The sequence below is a fragment of the Streptomyces sp. NPDC096132 genome (genome assembly GCF_044763345.1).
Lineage (GTDB): Bacteria > Actinomycetota > Actinomycetes > Streptomycetales > Streptomycetaceae > Streptomyces.
Genome location: NZ_JBIWGA010000008.1, coordinates 359,356 through 375,877, shown reverse-complemented (window position 1 = coordinate 375,877; position 16,522 = coordinate 359,356). Strand labels below are relative to the sequence as shown.

The window sequence follows — 16,522 nt, the reverse complement described above, 5'->3', positions numbered from 1 at the left end:
TCACCCTGGTGTGCGGCGCCGCGGCGATGGTCATGAGCGCTCCCGTCTCCGACCTGCCCGAAACGCCGCACACCCCGGGATGGCTCTGGCAGTGACCTTCGGGTGCGTCGGGTACGAAGATCATCCCAGCCCTCACGGTCGGTGGTTCGACTTGGCGGCAGTCGAGGGCGGGGTGAAGGCGAGACCCAGGTCCCAGCGGGCACTGCGGGTGGTGTTGCCGTCGACGTACTTGTAGCCGTTGTCGTAGTGCAGGTAGTACGTGTGGGCGTCACCTGCGGTGGCGGCCTTCGCCCAGTCCGCGCGGGCGTCCTGCATGTCCCTCACCAGGGCGTCGACGGACTTGTCCGCGTGGCCCGGCCAGGTGCGGCCGCGCAGGACGCCCGTCTGCTTGCCGAGCACGTCCCGGACGTCCGCCGCCCAGTTTCTGTGGGCGTCCAGGTCCTCGTCGGCGTCTTCCTCCGGCTCCTCGTGGAGGACCTCGTCGACGGCGTTCATCGCCTTCAGGAAGGCCAGTTGGTCCGCGTCGAGCCTGGACTCGTCGGTACGAAGCGGGCCGTCCAGAGTGCCGTACGCGTCGGTGTGGGTGAAGACGCAGGTGATCTTGTTGCCTCTCCAGGCCCAGCTCTCCGCGGTGGGTCTCAGGTAGTTGACGCCGACTTTGTCGGTCAGCCTCCAGTGGTCCATCGCGTACGCGTCCTGGAGCTTCCAGCACTTGTCCTCGGCCTTGTCGGTGACGTCGTCGTCGCCCGGGTAGTCGCCGTCGGACAGCGGGATGGTGCCGAACACCTCGGCATCGTGCTCGAAGTTGCAGGACACCTTGTCGACGTCGTAGACGTTCCGGTCAAAGCCCGTGCCCGGGAGGTCGAAGCAGTCGCCCTTGGCGAGGGAGTAGCTGTTGCCACCCCGGGCGCCCTCCTCGAAGCCCTCCCAGGCGGCGGAGGCGATGTTCGTGGACAGCGACACCGCCCACAGCGCTAGTCCGAGGGAGGACACGACCGCGCCCGCGATCGCCATCCCCTTGCCGCGCTCACCCCGCTTCCTGATCTGCACCAGCGCGATGATCCCGAGGACCAGCCCCACCGCCGGCAGGAAGCACAACAAGCCCAGCACAAGGGCGGCGATGGCAATGCCGTTGACCGGAGCAGGGCGGGCGAAGGGGCTGTCGCCCTGGCCCCAGACCGGGTAAGGGGCGTAGGGGTGCGGCCACTGCGGTCCTTGCGGTCCCTGGAGGTGCGGATACGGGCCCTGCAGCTGTGGAGACTGGTACAGGTCCTGGGGCTGCTGGGACCCTGAGGGCGAGGGTATGGACACGGGCACCGTACTCCTGATTCAAACTGACGTGCGACGGTTCGAGCCATTGCCAGTACTTGTAGGTTGCCGTTCGGGTGAGGGGTTTGGACTGCAACGCAATGTGACAGTGCCAGGCGGCCCCGCCGTCGTTTGGATCGGCTACTTCGCGACGGTGGCGGCGAGCTTCGACAGCGGCTCCGCCAGCGCGTTGACCGCGTCCGACAGCTGCTTGCGGTCGGCCTCGCCAAGCTTGTCGTAGGACGTGAAGCCGTATGACGTCCTGTTCACGCGGTACTTGTCGAACATCGCGTTCAGCGTGGCGAACCGATTGTCCAGTTCGGTCGCCAGTGCCGTGTCGTTTTCCTGCCCAACCGCCTTGAGTAGCAGCTCAGACGACTTCTGCGCGCCCTCGATGTTGGCCGTGAAGTCGACCAGGTCGGTGTGCGAGTAGGGCTCCTCCTCGCCCGTGACCATGCCGGTGGCGACCTCGTCGAGCAGTTCCTTGGCGCCGTCGGCCATGGAGGTCGCGGTGATCTCCGCCTTGCCGATGCGGCTCTGCCAGTCACTGACGTCGGCGATCAGCTGGTCGGCAAGCTGCTTGTCACGGCCGGTGATTCTCCTGTCCTGCCAGAGGGCCTTCTCCAGGCGGTGCCAGCCGGTCCAGTCGGTGGCCGGGTCCTGGCTCTTCCTGAGGCCGTCCTCACGGACGTCGACCTTGAAGCCGATGTCGCCAAAGGAATCGGCGACTGGCGCGGTGTGCTCCCAGCCGATGCGGGAGAGCGCGTACGTCTTTCTGGCTTCCTCGATGTCGCCGTCCTTGACTGCCGTGGCGAAGGTCTCGGCCAGCCGCAGCGTCTCGTATGCCTGCTCCTGGGCGTAGGCGCGGTAGGTGGCGACGGCCCAGTCCAGGCGGGGGTCACGCTTGCCGGCGGTGCCGCCGGTGACCTTGAGATCCTGCCGGGCGCTGTCGGAGTTCATGCCCGACCTGCAGCCTATCTGGTAGTCACCGGCCTTCACCTCGGCGGTGACCCGCTGCTTGGTGCCGGGGCCAACGTTCTCGCGCTCGGCGAGGACCCGGTCGTCCGGGAAGAGGATGTAGACCGCGGTGACCAATGAGCCCTTGTTCTCGATGGCGAGTTCGACGTGTCCGGCGGCGATCTCCTTCTTGGAGATCTCGCACCTGCTGTCCGTGGAGATCACGTCGATGACGTGATCGCTGCCCTTGGCATCGCTCTTCTCGGCGCAGCCCGTGAAGGCGGTCAGGGCCGCCGCCGCGGCAGCGGTGACGACGGAGAGTTTGACGGCTCGCATCCAGGCTCCCGAGGATGGTTGGAAAATCACGTGGCGGAACCCGCCTGGAATGGTGAAGCTCGCAAAACAACGGCCGGCCCAAAGCTCGTTGCGGATCACCCCGTCACCGGCCTGCCGTGATGGCCTTCAGCCAAGCACTCAGGGTCGCCACCACGGTGACGGAGATCGTGGTGAGCCACACCGTGTACAGCCACACGGGTCTTGCTCTGCCATGTGAGGCGACCCACGTGACCCACGCGGCCGATGATCCGGCGGCCAGCGCCACCAACCAGCAGACGAGTACGGGGATCCCCGACTCCTGGAATTCCATTTTGAGCAGGAACAGCCACAGGTAGAGCGGGAAGGTGAACGCCGACACGATCACAGTTGCGGCGGTCAGCAGCTGCCGCACCACCCCATGTTGATGGTGCAGTCTGCCTCTCAGTACCTCACCGGTCATCAGGGTCGGCATCGTCAGCATGTACACCACTGTCCACTCCAGGCCTGAGAACCGGGAGAAGTAGATCAATGGCCAGCAGGTCGTGATGGTGATCAGCTGCGCCGCCAGCGCGTGCGCGGAGCCACGGGCACAGGGTGTGTACGGAAACGAGGCAGGCCACAAGACATGGTGAGCACCGATCTCAGGCCCCAGGCGCAGGGCCCTTTTCCAAAGAGTGCCGATCAACTGCTTCACGTACCAGCGCCTTTCGAACGGGAAGGGGCTGCGGGCACGTGCAGCGCAAGGCCCCATCACGTGTACAACTCTCGTGTAGCGCCTTATGAAGCGACATCCGTGGAATCACGTAGTCCAACACCGAAACATCAGCCGGGTCCGTAGGCGATGGCCGAGTCCGGCGAGGAGCAACCGCCTCGGGCGAGGCCACTGGAAGGCGTTCCGCCAGGTGGATGGGTGGGGCCGCGCAGCAATGCTCTCACCGGGGCGAGTCCAGTTCCGCGCGGCCTCCCGCCACTCCGTCCACGACGGTTTCCCTGTCATCCGGTGCTCCGATGCTCTGCTCGTCCTGACCTACCTCGCAGTCAACCGCTGACAGACGATCTACTCCACAGACAGCCGTCCACAGCCGACGTGAGCACCCTGCAAGACCGTCACACCAGCCGTTTGACCTGCGCCTTCAAGCTGGCGGAGGCTCACAGTGTGTGCACTACCAGTGTGAGGCTCGGGTCGCGGCAGGGAGGTCAGTACGTCGAACCAGGCGTGGACGACCAGCACCAGAGCGAGGCCGCACGACACCAGCGCCAGGCCCGGCCGACGCGGGAGCGAGGGCGATCGCCGCGCGGGCTCCCGTGGAGGTGAGGCACGGCGGGCCGGGTCCAGGAGTCGGTCGTGTATGAGGGTCATGGCTGTCCTGATGTCCGTGGTCAGTGAAGGCAGGGCGTGGATACGGCGGCGCCGCCGTAGTCGCCGACAAGGCGTGCGCGATCCGGGGCGGAGCCGTACCTCCTCCCCCGCGGGACTCGACTCCCGGCCTTCCACTCCTTCCGGTCGCGATCGCCGGCGAAGACGAAAAGGCGCAGCACCAGGAAGCGTCCGATGCCGGCGAGCCCTGCCGCGCCGAGGTACACGATCTGTTCCAGGAGCCTGCCCGCCGTCGGCTGCAGGGCATGAAGTGCGAGCACCGCGACGGTGGTCAGCACGTAGGAGGCCATGGCCGAGCCCCCGGACTGGAGGTGGCGGCGCCAACCGGCACGCCGCCCTGTGCGGAAGGTGACGAGTGAGTGCAGTTCCGTGCACAGGACGGTCGAGATCACGGTGATCAGCGCGTTCGCCACCGTCCACGGCATCGCCTCTGCCACGGTCGGTACGACGGCGCTCGCGGCGAGACCGGCTCCGCCGCCGAACAGGACGAAGCGGGCGAAGGAGGCGAGCGGGCCGGGCGGCGCGGAGGCGTTGCCCCCGTCGGCCTTGCCGCTGCCGCTGCTGCCTTCCGCATGACGTGACTCACTCATCGTCTCCCCTGCTCACCTCATGGGGTTGCCCCCTCCTGGCTTCCTCCTTTTTCACGCTAGGGGCGTCCGGACGGCGGACTCTGGTACCCGGGACGGCATTGCCGGCGGGCCGGTGGTACCCCGGTACCACGCGCACCGCGGTGGCACGGGCGGCTGGGTCCGCGGCCCTCTTCCCTCAGGTGCGTGACGGCGGGTGGTACCGCGGTACCACCCGTCCGCCGAAGTGCCCCCCGGGGTCCCACGGTTTGGGGCCCCGCCGCTTCTAACGTCGAAGACAGGCACCCGCGGTTGTGTCCCCGGCCCGTTCTCCCAAGACGTGGGTGCACAGCCTGCCGCGTTCGCCGCGGGCCGGGCCGGACGTCACGACCACCTGATGTCGTCGAGTACCGGAGTGCTCCGGCCGACACCGAGCGAAAGGCCGCCTGATGCCCACCACCACGATCCGCCGCCACCGGCACCCCGGTCGGCGCTCCGACCTCTCCCTGGTGCCCGGCCCCCGGGCGACGGCTGCCCCGACGAAGTACAAGGTGACCGGTTTTGGAGTCCTGCGCTCGGAGTGGCTGAAGTTCTGGTCGCTGCGCTCCAGCTGGATCACTCTGGGCGTCGCCGTCGTCCTGCTGGTCGTCTTCGGTGCGGTCGCCGCCTACACCTACAGTCCCGACGCCGTCGCGACGAGCGGGCCGCCCGGGCCGGGCAGCGACAGTGGCGGCGGCGACAGCGACGCCGTCAGTCTGGCGCTGACGGGTGTGACCTTCGCGTCGCCGGCCATCGGCGTCCTAGGGGTGCTCCTTTCGGCGGGCGAGTACAGCACCGGCATGATCCGCTCCACACTCGCAGCGGTGCCGCGCCGGCTGCCCGCCCTGTTCTCCAAGGCCGCCGTGATCGGGCCGATCGCCCTGGTCCTCACCACGGTCGGCGCGCTGGCCGCGTTCCAACTGGGCACCCCGGGTCTGGACGGCGAGCGGATCGCGCTCTCGCTCGGCGACGACGGCGTCCTGCGCAGCCTGGCCGGCGCCGGTGTCCACCTCGCTCTGGTCGCCGTGTTCGGCGTGGCGCTGGGGGCACTGCTGCGCTCCTCCGCCGGGGCCATCGCGGCGCTGGTCGGCATCCTGCTGATCCTGCCCGGCCTGGCCTCACTGCTCCCGGACTCCTGGTACGACACCCTCAGCCCCTACTTCCCCAGCAACGCCGGCTCCGCCGTCTACGCCCTGCACCAGTCCTCCGACGCCCTCTCGCCCGGGGCAGGACTCGCCGTCTTCGCGGGCTGGGTGGCCCTGACGCTCGCCGGTGCGGCCTACCGGCTCGTCAAGACCGACGCCTGAACCGGACACGAGGACCATTGATATCCATGAGGACGGAACGCGCGGCACCCGCCGCCGTCGCCCCGGGGACGACACTCCCGCCGTTGCCCGGCCTCGACGCCGCATGGGCGCACCCGGTCCTGGGCAGCATGTTGCGCGGACACAGCCACCGGCAGTGGCTGGACCGCCGCCACCCCTGGCTGCTCGACACCGCGGTCGTACTGCTCGTCGTGTGCGTCAGCATGCCCAGCCTGCTGGGAGGCACCAGCGGTTCTCTCTTCGGGGACGCGGATTCCCAGGGCCAGGTGTCGTCCGGTGCCATGGTCGCTCTCACTGCCGCGCTCGCCATTCCTCTGTGGTGGCGGCGCAGAGCTCCGGCCGTCACGTACTTCGTGATCGCGGCCGTGTCCCTCGTCGAGTGGTCTGTGGGGGTCTGGCTGCCGGCCGGCCTCAGCGTGCTCATCGCCTTGTACACCCTGGCCAGGCGCGGTTCGCTGCGCGTACTGGGCTGGGCCGGCGCACTGGCCGTCGCCACAGTGGTACTGGCCGCCTGGGTCCTGGCGCCCATCGAACATCCGCTGCTCGGCAGCTTCTTCCTGTTGGGGACGACTACCGCGGCCGTCGCCGTGGGGCTGACCCTGCGGATCCGCCGGATGTACCTGGAGGCGCTGGAGGACCGGGCCCGGCGCCTGGAGATAGAGCAGGAGCAGCGCCTACGGCTCACCGCCGCCGCCGAGCGCTCCCGCGTCGCACGCGAGATGCACGACATCGTCGGCCACAACCTCTCCGTCATGGTCACCGTCGCCGACGGCGCCGCGACCCTCGCCACCAACCGGGGCGAGCATTCGGCCGAGGCGCTGCGCATCCTCGGTGACACCGGCCGCCAGGCCATGAGCGAACTCCGCCGCGTCCTCGGCGTCCTGCGCGAGGGGCAGGAAGCGGCCCAGCTCCTCAGCCCTCAGCCGGGAATCCACGATCTGGACCCCCTGCTGTCACGCGTGCGGGCAGCGGGCCTCGCGGTGAGGTACCGGACGATGGGCGACCTCGACTCCCTGGGCAGCGGCGTCCAACTCACCGTGTACCGGGTCGTCCAGGAGGCACTGACCAACACCCTCAAGCACGCGGGGAGCGGCTCCTCGGTCGAGGTCACCGTGACCGCCGATACCGGCACGGTACACATACGGGTCGCCGACACCGGTGCGCCACCGGGCCAGACGGTGCGACCGGTGGCTGAGCCACGCGGCGGCGACCCCGGGCACGGTCTCGTCGGCATCCGCCAGCGGGCCGCCATGTACGGCGGCACCGTCGTCATCGGCCCCCGCGACACCGGGCACGGCTGGCTCGTGGACGTCGTCCTCGACGTACCCACCTCGCCCGCTCCGGGAGAGCAGCTGTCATGACTCCGGAAGCCTGCTTCCCTGGCTGGGACCGACCGCAGGGCTGAAGTACGGGGCCTGATGCTCTCGGTACCGGCTCGCTCGCCAGTCCGCCGTTCACCCCGTGAGCGCCTCCGGCTCCGACGGGACGGTCGGCCTCGACTGCTCGGTGAGGCGAGGAAGGCGGACGCGGAAGGTCGCGCCGCGGCCGGGGGTCGAGTCGACCTGGACGTGGCCGGCGTGGGCGGTGACCAGGGAGTGGACGATGGACAGGCCGAGGCCGGCGCCGCCGGTGGCGCGGTTGCGGGAGGTGTCGGCGCGGTAGAAGCGCTCGAAGATACGGGCGCTCTGCTCCGGAGTGAGTCCCGGGCCCTGGTCGGCGACCTCCAGGACGGCGTGGTCGCCGACCGTGCCGACGCCGATCCTGAGGGGTGTGCCGGGCGGGGTGTGGGTGACGGCGTTGCCGACCAGGTTGGTGACGACCTGCCGCAGCCGTGCCTCGTCGGCGAGGGCCGGTGCGGGTGCCGGCGGCCCTTCGCCGCCCGGGCCGGTGAGCGTGACGGCGCGGGCCGGGTCCAGGGCGCGTACGTCGTGCAGGGCGTCGGCGGCGAGGGTGCGCAGGTCGGTGGGGGCGAGGTCGAGATCCGGAAAGGCGCCCGGCGTTCGCATGCCGGTCGGTCTGCCCGTGGCTCTGAGGGCGTGCTCGTCGAGGCGGGCCAGCTGGAGCATGTCCTCGACGAGCCGGGTGAGACGTTCGGACTCCCGGGCGATGCGGTCCATCGTGGCGTCGACGTCCTCACGGCCGGCGAGGGCGCCCATGCGGTGCAGATCGGTCAGGCCCTTGATGCCGGCGAGCGGGGTGCGCAGCTCATGGCTGGCATCGGCGACGAACCGGCTCATCCGCGCCTCGGACTCGGCACGGGCGGCGAACGCGGCCTCCAACTGCCCGAGCATGCCGTTGAGCGCGGCCGACAGTCGACCCAACTCCGTGTTGGGTCCCGCCAGTTCGGGCACGCGGCGGGTGAGGTCGCCGCCCGCGATCTCGGCGGCGGTCTGCTCGACGCGGGACAGCGGACGCAGTCCGGAGCGGACCGCGAACCAGCCCGCCACGGCCAGCACCGCGAGCAGGCCGAGTCCCGTGCTCCGGTAGATCCGCCACATCCGGTTCACCGTGCCGTCCACCTTGGACATCGTCGTCGCCACCAGCACACTGCCGGAGGAGGTGGAGGTGGTCGTCGCCGTGGCCCCGGGCAGACGGGCGCCGGTGACTCTCGGCACGGCGATCACCCGCCAGCGCGTGTCTCCTGTCGTGCTGTCCACGGTGAACGGCCGGCCACCACGGGCGATGACCGCGGCTCGGTCCATCCGGGGCAGAACCGGTCCATGCGTCTCCCCTGTTCGACTGGTGCCGGCGAGGGAGTCGACGCTGGTCTCGACCACGCCCGCCTCCGTGACGTAGGTGATGACGGGGTTGCCGAGGACGTCCGTGCTGAAGTCACCGATACCGGAGGGCGGCTTCTGAGCCGCGCCGTTCTCCGCCGCTTTCGGTGGCACCAGTGCGAACACCTGGGCGGCGGCGCGGAGTTGGGCGTCGACGCGGTCCTCCATATAGCCCCGCAGGGCGTTCCCGGCGACCAGGCTGAACCCGGTGAGGCCGACCGTCAACAGGGCGACGGCCAGCAACAGGACGCGACTGCGCAGTGAGGCACGTGCCCACAGGCCCCCGGTCATGACTTCGGCCCGCGCAGGACGTATCCGACGCCGTGCACGGTGTGGATCAGCTTGGGGCCGCCGTTGTCGATCTTGCGCCGCAGATAGCTGATGTAGGTGTCGACGATGCCGGTGTCCCCGTTGAAGTCGTAGTCCCAGACCCGGTTGAGGATCTGGGTCTTGGAGACCGTGCGCCCGGCGTTGGTCATCAGGTAGTGCAGCAGCCGGAACTCGGTGGGTGACAGGCGCAGGGGTTCACCCGCGCGTGTGGCCTGCACTCCGTCGGGGTCGAGTTCCAGGTCGGCCGCGCGCAGCGTGGCGGTGGGGTCGCCGCCGGTGCGGCGCAGCACGGCGCGGATACGGGCGATCAGCTCCTGGAGGTCGAACGGCTTGGTCACGTAGTCGTCGCCGCCCAGCACCAGCCCCTCGATCTTGTCGTGGGTGGCGTCCCGGGCGGTGAGGAACACGACCGGGACGTGCCCGCCGCGGGGCGTCGAGGCGGGCCGGTGCCGCTCGCGCAGCCGTCGGATCACCTCGAAGCCGTCCAGGTCGGGCAGCATGACGTCGAGCAGGACCAGATCGGGCGAGACCTCCCTGGCCCGGTCCAGCGCTTCCTGGCCCGTCCCGGCCGCCGCGACGGTGAAGCCGGCGTGCCGCAGAGCCGCGCACAGCAGCTCCCGCACGGTCGACTCGTCGTCCACCACCAGCAGATTCGCCTCCCCCGCCGCCGCCACACCGAGATCGATTCCCGCGCCGGCGGCAGGCAGGGAAGAACGCTCAAAGGACGTCAAAGGAGGCCTCCATGGGACCGCAACCAGATTCCCGGCCTCGCCGGATACAGGGCCCCGGCAGAAAACACGCGGCACGCGGCGGCCGGGACCCTGCCGGGCAGGATACGAAATGGTGCCGTCTTCGCCGCATAAAGTCCGTTGTCACCGAGCCCGAAGAGCACCACGTGCCGAGGACAGCAGACTCCCGCCGAACCCGGCCAGAGCGCCGACGAGCAGCCCGAAGACGATCGTCCGCAGCACGCTGCCGCTCAGCTCGGCCTCCATGCCGCCCATCTCGCTGCCGAACATGCTGACGCCGAAGTGCCCTGATGCGCCCAGCAGCCAGGCCGACGTGCCCAGGACGACGGCCGTGACGACACCGAACCGCTGTGCCATGCCGAGGTGTCCGGCCAGCGGGCCCCGGTAGGGGTGCAGCGGAACCATCTGGGCGGGGTCCGTGACACGGGCCGCCCGGTAGGCGCAGCCGAGCAGGACGAGCCCGGTCACCGCGAGGGCACCGAGCCACAGCGGCCACCCGCCCGCCGACAGGGATCCCAGATGTTCGGTACGGTCGGTCTGCTGACCGCCGCCCATGGCACCCGTGCTTCCGCCCATGCCGCCCATGCCGCCCATGCCGCCCATCAGAGCGGCGAGGGGGTTGCTGCCGCTGTCGCTCTGCACCGGATGCACCGCGGCCGTCCACGAGGCACCGAGGCCCAGGGTCAGGAACACCGCCAGCGCGTTCGGAGCCAACAGGAGCGCGGCCCCGGCGACCGAGCCGGCCGGACCGCCGACCACCGCCCCGACAGCCGCCAGAATCACCAGCGGTACGGCCGCCAGAACGACGGCCGTACGCACGACGGCCGAGAGACTCCGCCCCCAGCCGGTGCGCAGACCGTCCAGCACCCCGCCCAACGGCAGCCGCACCCGCCGGCTGATCAGGAATCCCGCACCGAGCGCCACGGCCACCCACAGCACCGCGCCCAAGCCGGCCGACCCCGCGCTCACGTGGTAGGTCATCGCCGACTGGGCCCCCGAACCGCCGCCCATGAGCCCACCCAGACCACCGCTGCCACCACCCATCAGCTCGCCCAGACCACCGCTGCCACCTCCGAAGCCTTCGGTGGACCGGCCGCCGCCCGTCCCACCCATTCCTCCCATCGCGGACGCGGGCATGGTGGCCGATCCCTTCGCGAGCCCGGCCACGACCATGAGGGTGAACAGTGCCGCACTCGCCGCTCCGGCCGCCCGGACAGCCAGTTCGCCTGCGGTGAAGCGCCGTTGCTGCCCCTGCCGCAGCCGCCAGGAGAACGCGAGCCACAGCACGACGGCGCCCACGAGCGTGACTCCGAGCGGTACGACATCGGCCGCCCCGCTGATCGACGGGCTCATGCCGCCCCCACCGCCTCCGAACAGGGAGGCCAGCCCGCCCATCCCCCCGGAGTCCCCTGACACATCCGAACCCGCGCTCACCGATCCTCCGACGGCCATGGCGGTCAGAGCCAACGTCAACGACCAGACCGATCCGAAGGATCCCGCGTCGAGCAGCACCAACGCGAGCGCGGACACGGCCGCCATCGCGACCACCGCGCACAGCGTGGCCGCCGCCCCTTCCAGAGCGTTCTGCCAGGGACCGATCAACTGCACCGGCACGGTGCGGCGCGGGGACCGGGGGTTCGTGCCGGACCGTGAGCCGGCCGCGGTGCCAGGACGCGGGCCGGAGCCGGGCCTGGTCTGCAGACGGGGTGTGGTGGCAACCATGCAGGACAACTCCGCTTCGTTGGTGCGGAGGCACGCGGCGCCGATCGGCGCAGCTTCCGGCGCCGCGTGCCTGTGGGGACCCGCACACAGTGGCGGTCGCGGGTACGACATTTCCGAGAGGTTCTGGGAGGTTTCTGAGAACCGAACGGAGAACACACAGATCACACCGCGCGCACGCACGAGGAGCCGATCCGGTTCTCAGGAACTTCCCAGAAATCCCGTGTGAGCAAAGGGCTTTCGGTCAGCGGGCGATCGAAGGCCCGTCCACCCTGGGAACACGATCGTCTTGACGCCTCGGTCAACGTGTCAGGCTCCTTGAGAGTCAGGGCGTGACCGGTCAGTGGTACCCCAGTACCACTGACCGGTCGAAGTGTCCCCCCGGGTCCCACGGGTTCGGCCCGCATCGCTCCTAGCGTCGAAGACAGGCACCCGCGGTTGCGTCCGCGGCCCGTTCTCCCCAGGCGCGAAAGGCCCGAACCGACATGATCCAAGCGCAGGAACTGACCAAGCGATACGGGGACAAGACCGTCGTCGACAACCTCGGCTTCACCGCCAAACCCGGCGAGGTGACCGGCTTCCTCGGCCCCAACGGGGCGGGCAAGTCCACCACCACGCGCATGATCATCGGGCTGGACTCCCCCACCAAGGGCGCGGTCACCGTCAACGGCAAGTCGTACGCCAAACACGCCGCGCCGCTCCAGGAGATCGGCAGCCTGCTCGAGGCCAAGTCCGTCCACCCCGGGCGCAGTGCGCGCAACCACCTGACGGCGCTCGCCCACACCCACGGCATTCCGCGCCGCCGGGTGGACGAGGTCATCGAGCTGGCCGGGCTGACCAGCGTGGCCGGCAAGCGGGTGGGCGCCTTCTCGCTCGGCATGGGCCAGCGGCTCGGCATCGCCTCGGCCCTCCTCGGCGACCCGGCGATCGTGATGCTCGACGAACCGGTCAACGGCCTCGACCCCGAGGGCGTCCTCTGGGTCCGCAAGCTGCTGCGCTCCCTCGCCGACGAAGGCCGCGCCGTCATGCTCGCGGAAGGTGAGGCGGCGGTTGGCCTCGGTGTTCAACAGGGTGAGCACGAGGAGTGAGGCGAAGTTGGCCACGGCGGGCTGCCACCAGCCGCGCAACAACCAGTACAAGAAGGCCTGCCCCACGGTCGAGGCGATACCGATGAGGACGAAACAGCCGACCTGCCAGGCGAGTTGGGAACGGGCCGGGTCCGGGGCGAGCACGGCGTCGGGGTGCTCGGCGGCGGGTCCCGGGCGCCGCGGGACCGGGACCCGGGCGGCACCGGAGGCCTTGCGTCGAGCCATCGCCCACGATCGCCCTACATAGGGGGCAAACTGGTAACGATATTGTCGCCAATTCTGGGGAGTGCCGATGAGTCCCACCACCGCCCGGGCACTGCGCGTCGCCGTACTCGGCCTGGGAGAGGCGGGCAGCGCCATCGCGGAAGACCTCGCCGCCGCGGGCGTGCATGTGCGCGGCTACGACCCCCGGGTTGCGGTTGCCCCGGGCGTGGTGCACGCAGGCAGCGAGGCGGAGGCGGTGACGGGCAACGACGTCGTCCTCAGTGTCAACAGCGCCTCGGACGCCGAGCATGCCCTCCGGGCAGGCCTTACCGGGACGCCTCCCGGCTGTCTCTGGGCCGACCTCAACACCGCCTCTCCCGCGCTGAAGCGACACCTCGGCGAGATCGCCGGGGCGGCCGGAATCGACTTCGTCGACGTGTCTTTGATGGCGACCGTACCCGGCCGGGGGCTGCGGACCCCCATGCTCGCCTCCGGACCCGGGGCCAGGCGCTACGCCGCCGCACTCCGCTCCGTCGGCGCAATGGTGGACGTGCTCGAGGGGCCGGCGGGGCTGGCGGCTGAACGCAAGCTGCTGCGCAGCGTGTTCTACAAGGGATGGGCGGCGGCCGTAGTCGAAGCCCTCACCGCGGCTCGGGCCGCCGGCTGCGAGGAATGGCTACGGGAGATCATCGCCGGCGAACTGACGCGCGCGGACGCCGCGACCCTGGACCGGCTGGTCGAGGGCAGCCATCGCCACGCCACACGCCGCACCGTCGAAATGCAGGCCGCCGCAGACATGCTCACCGACCTCGAGATTCCCCCATCGGTCGCAACGGCCAGCAGGGATCTGCTGCGTCGGCTGTCTCGCGGGGAGTCGGGCGGGAGCGACACCTTGAGCCGTGAGACGCCGTGACACGAAGGGGTTGAGGATTGAGGATTGAGCGCCACGGGCTGCCCTACCCCGCGCCTTGGTCGGAGTCGACTCCTCATCGACACAATCCCGTCCTCCGGGCAATCGACGTCTTCATTCGGGTGGGTGCGTCGACGTCCTCGATGACCAAGAGCCGCCCCGGGACCGCTGTTGCGGGTCATGGCGTCGTTGACGGTGGGTTTGGGGCGGTCGGCGGGGCGGGATCGGTTGTGGACGGTCTGGCGCGGACGACGGCTTGGTCTCCTCGTGGACCGAACAGGTGCAGGATCTCCACGGTGCTCGTGTCCGCGGGGCCGAACCAGTGGGGCTCGGTGGTGTCGAACTCGGCCACTTCGCCGGGCCGCAGCGTGAAGTCCTGCGCCCCGAGGATGAGGCGTAGCCGACCGGCGAGGACGTAGAGCCATTCGTAGCCCTCGTGGGTGACCGGTTGCGGCTGGCGGGGTGCCAGTACCTGCTTGAAGACCTGGACTCGGCCCGGGTACTGCGTCAGGGGCACGAGGACACTGCCGCGCTCCTTGTGCAGGGGCCGGAGGTGCACCCGAGGGTCACCGCTGGCCGGCGCCGCCACCAGTTGGTCGAGTGCGACGTGGTGCGCCCGTGCCAGCGGGATGAGCAGGTCCAGGGTCGGGCGCCGCTTGCCCGATTCCACCCGGGACAGGGTGCTGATGGAGAGCCCGGTCGTGGCCGCGAGTGCCTCGAGCGTGAGTCCCCGTTCGCGGCGCAGCCTGCGCAGCCGGGGCCCGATGCCGTCGAGAATCTGCTCCAGCTCCGCGTCCTTGGATGCTGTGTTCATGGGTCCAGTTTTGCAGTGTTCGCAAATTTGATGGGCTGTGATCGTCGTCCGGTCCGATCCTTGCCGGGCAGTGTTCCCGGACGTGAGAGGTGGACCTTGACCGCGACGACTCACCCTGTTCAGCCTGTTCAGCCTGTTCAGCCCATGCTGAGCGCGCGCAGGCGCTGGACGGTACTGGCCGTCTGCTGCCTGAGCATGTTCCTGGTGGGCCTGGACACCACCATCGTCAATGTGGGTCTGCCGACCATCGGGCGCGACCTGGATGTCGACACGCGCGGTCTCGAATGGATCGTGGACGCCTACACCCTCGTCCTGGCCAGTCTCCTGATCTCCTCCGGCGCACTGGCGGATCGCTTCGGACGCCGCCGGGTGTTCCAGTGCGGGCTGGCCGTGTTCGGTGCGGCCTCACTTGTCTGCGCGCTCGCCCCGTCGGCGGACGTACTCGTCGCGGCCCGCGCCCTGCAGGGCATCGGCGCCTCGATGCTCAGCCCTGTGGCGCTCGCGATCGTGGTCAACGCGATGCCCGACCCGAAGGAACGGGCGCAGGCGATCGGCATCTGGGCGTCAGTGTTCGGGCTGAGCATGGCCGCCGGTCCCGTCACCGGCGGCGCGCTGCTCGCGGGCCTCGGCTGGCGGGCGCTGTTCTGGATCAACGCACCCGTCATCGCGGCTGCTCTGCTGCTCAGTGCGGTGTTCGTGCCGGAGTCCCGGGCACAGCGGACCCGGCGGCTCGACCTGCCCGGCCAGGTCCTGCTGACCATGGTCCTCGCCGTCGTGGTCGGTGTCCTGATCGAAGGGCCGCGCATCGGCTGGACGTCGCCTGCGGCGCTGGCGGGATACGCAGGGGCTGCCGTGGCGACCGCCGGATTCGTCTGGGTCGAGTCCCGCCGACGTGAGCCGCTGATGGATCTGCGGCTCTTCGGGCGCCCGGTCTTCAGCGGTGCCGTCGTGGGCGCGGTGGCGGTCTTCGTCGCCCTGAACACGACACTGCTGCTGAACACCCTCTACCTGCAGCACACCCGGGGATGGACGCCGCTGGCCGCCGGCGTGGCGACCTTGCCCCTGGCCGTCGGAGCGACCGTCTGCGCCCCTTGGTCCGGCCGTATGGTCGGCCGCACGGGACCCCGGCTGCCACTGCTCCTGGCCGGCGGTTTCATCACGGTCGGCGGGCTCTGCCTGGTCCGGCTCACCCCGTACACGCACGTGCTCCTGCTTCTGACCGCATACTCGCTCGTCGGCATCGGGTTCGGCTTCGCCAACGCCCCCATCACCAACACCGCGGTCAATGGACTGCCGCCCGCCCGAGCCGGCGTGGCCGGGGCGATCACCTCCACCGCACGGCAACTCGGCTCCGCCCTCGGCATCGCCATCGCCGGCGGCCTGGTCACGGCCGCCGGCCCGACGGGGCTCGCACACGCGTCCCGCCCGGGCTGGATCCTCGTCGCCACCTGCGGCGTACTGCTCTTCCTCGTCGCCCACGTATCACGGCCGAAGGAGGCCACCACGGGTCCCGCCTCCCCACAAGCGCGGTGACCCACGCGACTCACCGCACCACACCGTTGTCCCCGTTGAAGGGCGCCGCCGCCTTCGTCAAACGCTGCCGAACTCGCCCCACGACTCACGTCGCCGCCGAGACGGGAATCTCCCGGGCCTGCGCCTCGACGTGAGTGCACCGCTACCGCGGATTCGGCGGGAGGGGCTGGCCGGCGATGGTCGACCGTGCCCGAAGGCTGCTGATGTCGCCTCGGACGTCGGCCGTGTTGAACGCCTGCGTTGTGACAGAGCGCCGGGATGATCGGCTCATTGATGTAGGTCTTGAAACGAGCTGATCGGCGGCCTTGGGCGCGGCCGCGGGGCAGCCCGTACTGCCCGACTTGGGTCTCGGTGACGGCGACGCGTACGAGCTGCGCGTGGCCGCCGTCGGCCGCCGTGGGCCGCCGTGGGCCGCCGTGGGCCGCAGCAAACGCGGCGGCGTCCTCGCCCGGCCGGAGCACCTTCCTCACTCGCGCAAGGGCCGCTCCCGGCCCTGCGCTCGCCGCGCTT

The 16,522-nt window shown here is 70.2% G+C and carries 12 protein-coding genes and 1 pseudogene; 5 read left to right on the top strand and 8 right to left on the bottom strand.

The window, feature by feature from the left end; translation table 11 throughout:
- Positions 1 to 132: 132 nt before the first annotated feature.
- From ACIRF9_RS21760 to ACIRF9_RS21745, 4 genes are all read right to left on the bottom strand, one after another.
- Complete coding sequence (locus ACIRF9_RS21760; RefSeq protein ID WP_403824507.1) at positions 133 to 1,311, bottom strand: DUF4190 domain-containing protein; 1,179 nt, start codon at positions 1,309 to 1,311, stop codon at positions 133 to 135.
- A 138-nt stretch (positions 1,312 to 1,449) separates the two neighbouring features.
- Positions 1,450 to 2,601, bottom strand: a complete 1,152-nt coding sequence (gene efeO, locus ACIRF9_RS21755; protein WP_403824504.1) for an iron uptake system protein EfeO — start codon at positions 2,599 to 2,601, stop codon at positions 1,450 to 1,452.
- 103 nt (positions 2,602 to 2,704) lie between these two features.
- Positions 2,705 to 3,274, bottom strand: coding sequence for a hypothetical protein (locus ACIRF9_RS21750; protein ID WP_403824501.1), 570 nt, complete (start codon positions 3,272 to 3,274; stop codon positions 2,705 to 2,707).
- 686 nt (positions 3,275 to 3,960) lie between these two features.
- On the bottom strand, positions 3,961 to 4,548 hold the full coding sequence (locus tag ACIRF9_RS21745) for a GtrA family protein (protein ID WP_403824499.1): 588 nt from the start codon (positions 4,546 to 4,548) through the stop codon (positions 3,961 to 3,963).
- A 425-nt stretch (positions 4,549 to 4,973) separates the two neighbouring features.
- Here ACIRF9_RS21745 and ACIRF9_RS21740 point away from each other — a divergent pair, with 425 nt between their 5' ends.
- Positions 4,974 to 5,870 carry an ABC transporter permease gene (locus ACIRF9_RS21740; RefSeq protein WP_403824496.1) on the top strand — a complete coding sequence of 299 codons (897 nt, stop codon included), beginning with the start codon at positions 4,974 to 4,976 and terminating at the stop codon, positions 5,868 to 5,870.
- A gap of 26 nt (positions 5,871 to 5,896) precedes the next feature.
- On the top strand, positions 5,897 to 7,249 hold the full coding sequence (locus ACIRF9_RS21735; protein ID WP_403824494.1) for a histidine kinase: 1,353 nt from the start codon (positions 5,897 to 5,899) through the stop codon (positions 7,247 to 7,249).
- A 93-nt stretch (positions 7,250 to 7,342) separates the two neighbouring features.
- Here ACIRF9_RS21735 and ACIRF9_RS21730 read toward each other — a convergent pair whose 3' ends face one another.
- From ACIRF9_RS21730 to ACIRF9_RS21720, 3 genes are all read right to left on the bottom strand, one after another.
- Complete coding sequence (locus ACIRF9_RS21730) at positions 7,343 to 8,956, bottom strand: sensor histidine kinase (protein ID WP_403824491.1); 1,614 nt, start codon at positions 8,954 to 8,956, stop codon at positions 7,343 to 7,345.
- Entirely contained in the window at positions 8,953 to 9,669 is a 717-nt protein-coding gene (locus tag ACIRF9_RS21725) for a response regulator transcription factor (protein WP_403824643.1), read from the bottom strand. The genes ACIRF9_RS21730 and ACIRF9_RS21725 overlap by 4 nt, the downstream gene beginning before the upstream one ends.
- Positions 9,670 to 9,867: 198 nt before the next feature.
- Positions 9,868 to 11,466 (bottom strand): streptophobe family protein, encoded by a 1,599-nt coding sequence (locus tag ACIRF9_RS21720; protein ID WP_403824488.1) that lies wholly within the window; start codon positions 11,464 to 11,466, stop codon positions 9,868 to 9,870.
- A 482-nt stretch (positions 11,467 to 11,948) separates the two neighbouring features.
- On the opposite strand from ACIRF9_RS21720, the pseudogene ACIRF9_RS21715 reads away from it, so the two are divergent.
- Together ACIRF9_RS21715 and ACIRF9_RS21710 are read left to right on the top strand one after the other, a co-directional pair.
- Positions 11,949 to 12,497: pseudogene (locus ACIRF9_RS21715) on the top strand (ATP-binding cassette domain-containing protein); the annotation flags it as partial.
- Positions 12,498 to 12,843: 346 nt separating this feature from the next.
- The gene (locus tag ACIRF9_RS21710; RefSeq protein WP_403824485.1) at positions 12,844 to 13,668 is read left to right on the top strand and encodes a DUF1932 domain-containing protein; all 825 of its coding nucleotides are present in this window, start codon (positions 12,844 to 12,846) and stop codon (positions 13,666 to 13,668) included.
- Positions 13,669 to 13,843: 175 nt separating this feature from the next.
- On the opposite strand, the gene ACIRF9_RS21705 is transcribed toward ACIRF9_RS21710, so the two are convergent.
- Positions 13,844 to 14,479 (bottom strand): helix-turn-helix domain-containing protein, encoded by a 636-nt coding sequence (locus tag ACIRF9_RS21705; RefSeq protein WP_403824482.1) that lies wholly within the window; start codon positions 14,477 to 14,479, stop codon positions 13,844 to 13,846.
- Positions 14,480 to 14,623: 144 nt separating this feature from the next.
- Here ACIRF9_RS21705 and ACIRF9_RS21700 point away from each other — a divergent pair, with 144 nt between their 5' ends.
- A complete protein-coding gene (locus ACIRF9_RS21700) occupies positions 14,624 to 16,012 on the top strand; it encodes an MFS transporter (RefSeq protein ID WP_403824480.1) in 1,389 nt (462 codons plus the stop codon).
- Positions 16,013 to 16,522: the final 510 nt, after the last annotated feature.

Excerpts from the sequence above, each read along its gene's own strand:
- efeO (WP_403824504.1), bottom strand. The coding sequence starts at position 2,601 with ATGCGAGCCGTCAAACTCTCCGTCGTCACCGCTGCCGCGGCGGCGGCC.
- ACIRF9_RS21720 (WP_403824488.1), bottom strand. The coding sequence starts at position 11,466 with ATGGTTGCCACCACACCCCGTCTGCAGACCAGGCCCGGCTCCGGCCCG.
- ACIRF9_RS21740 (WP_403824496.1), top strand. The coding sequence starts at position 4,974 with ATGCCCACCACCACGATCCGCCGCCACCGGCACCCCGGTCGGCGCTCC.
- ACIRF9_RS21700 (WP_403824480.1), top strand. The coding sequence starts at position 14,624 with ATGCTGAGCGCGCGCAGGCGCTGGACGGTACTGGCCGTCTGCTGCCTG.
- ACIRF9_RS21710 (WP_403824485.1), top strand. The coding sequence starts at position 12,844 with ATGAGTCCCACCACCGCCCGGGCACTGCGCGTCGCCGTACTCGGCCTG.
- ACIRF9_RS21735 (WP_403824494.1), top strand. The coding sequence starts at position 5,897 with ATGAGGACGGAACGCGCGGCACCCGCCGCCGTCGCCCCGGGGACGACA.
- ACIRF9_RS21730 (WP_403824491.1), bottom strand. The coding sequence starts at position 8,956 with ATGACCGGGGGCCTGTGGGCACGTGCCTCACTGCGCAGTCGCGTCCTG.
- ACIRF9_RS21745 (WP_403824499.1), bottom strand. The coding sequence starts at position 4,548 with ATGAGTGAGTCACGTCATGCGGAAGGCAGCAGCGGCAGCGGCAAGGCC.
- ACIRF9_RS21705 (WP_403824482.1), bottom strand. The coding sequence starts at position 14,479 with ATGAACACAGCATCCAAGGACGCGGAGCTGGAGCAGATTCTCGACGGC.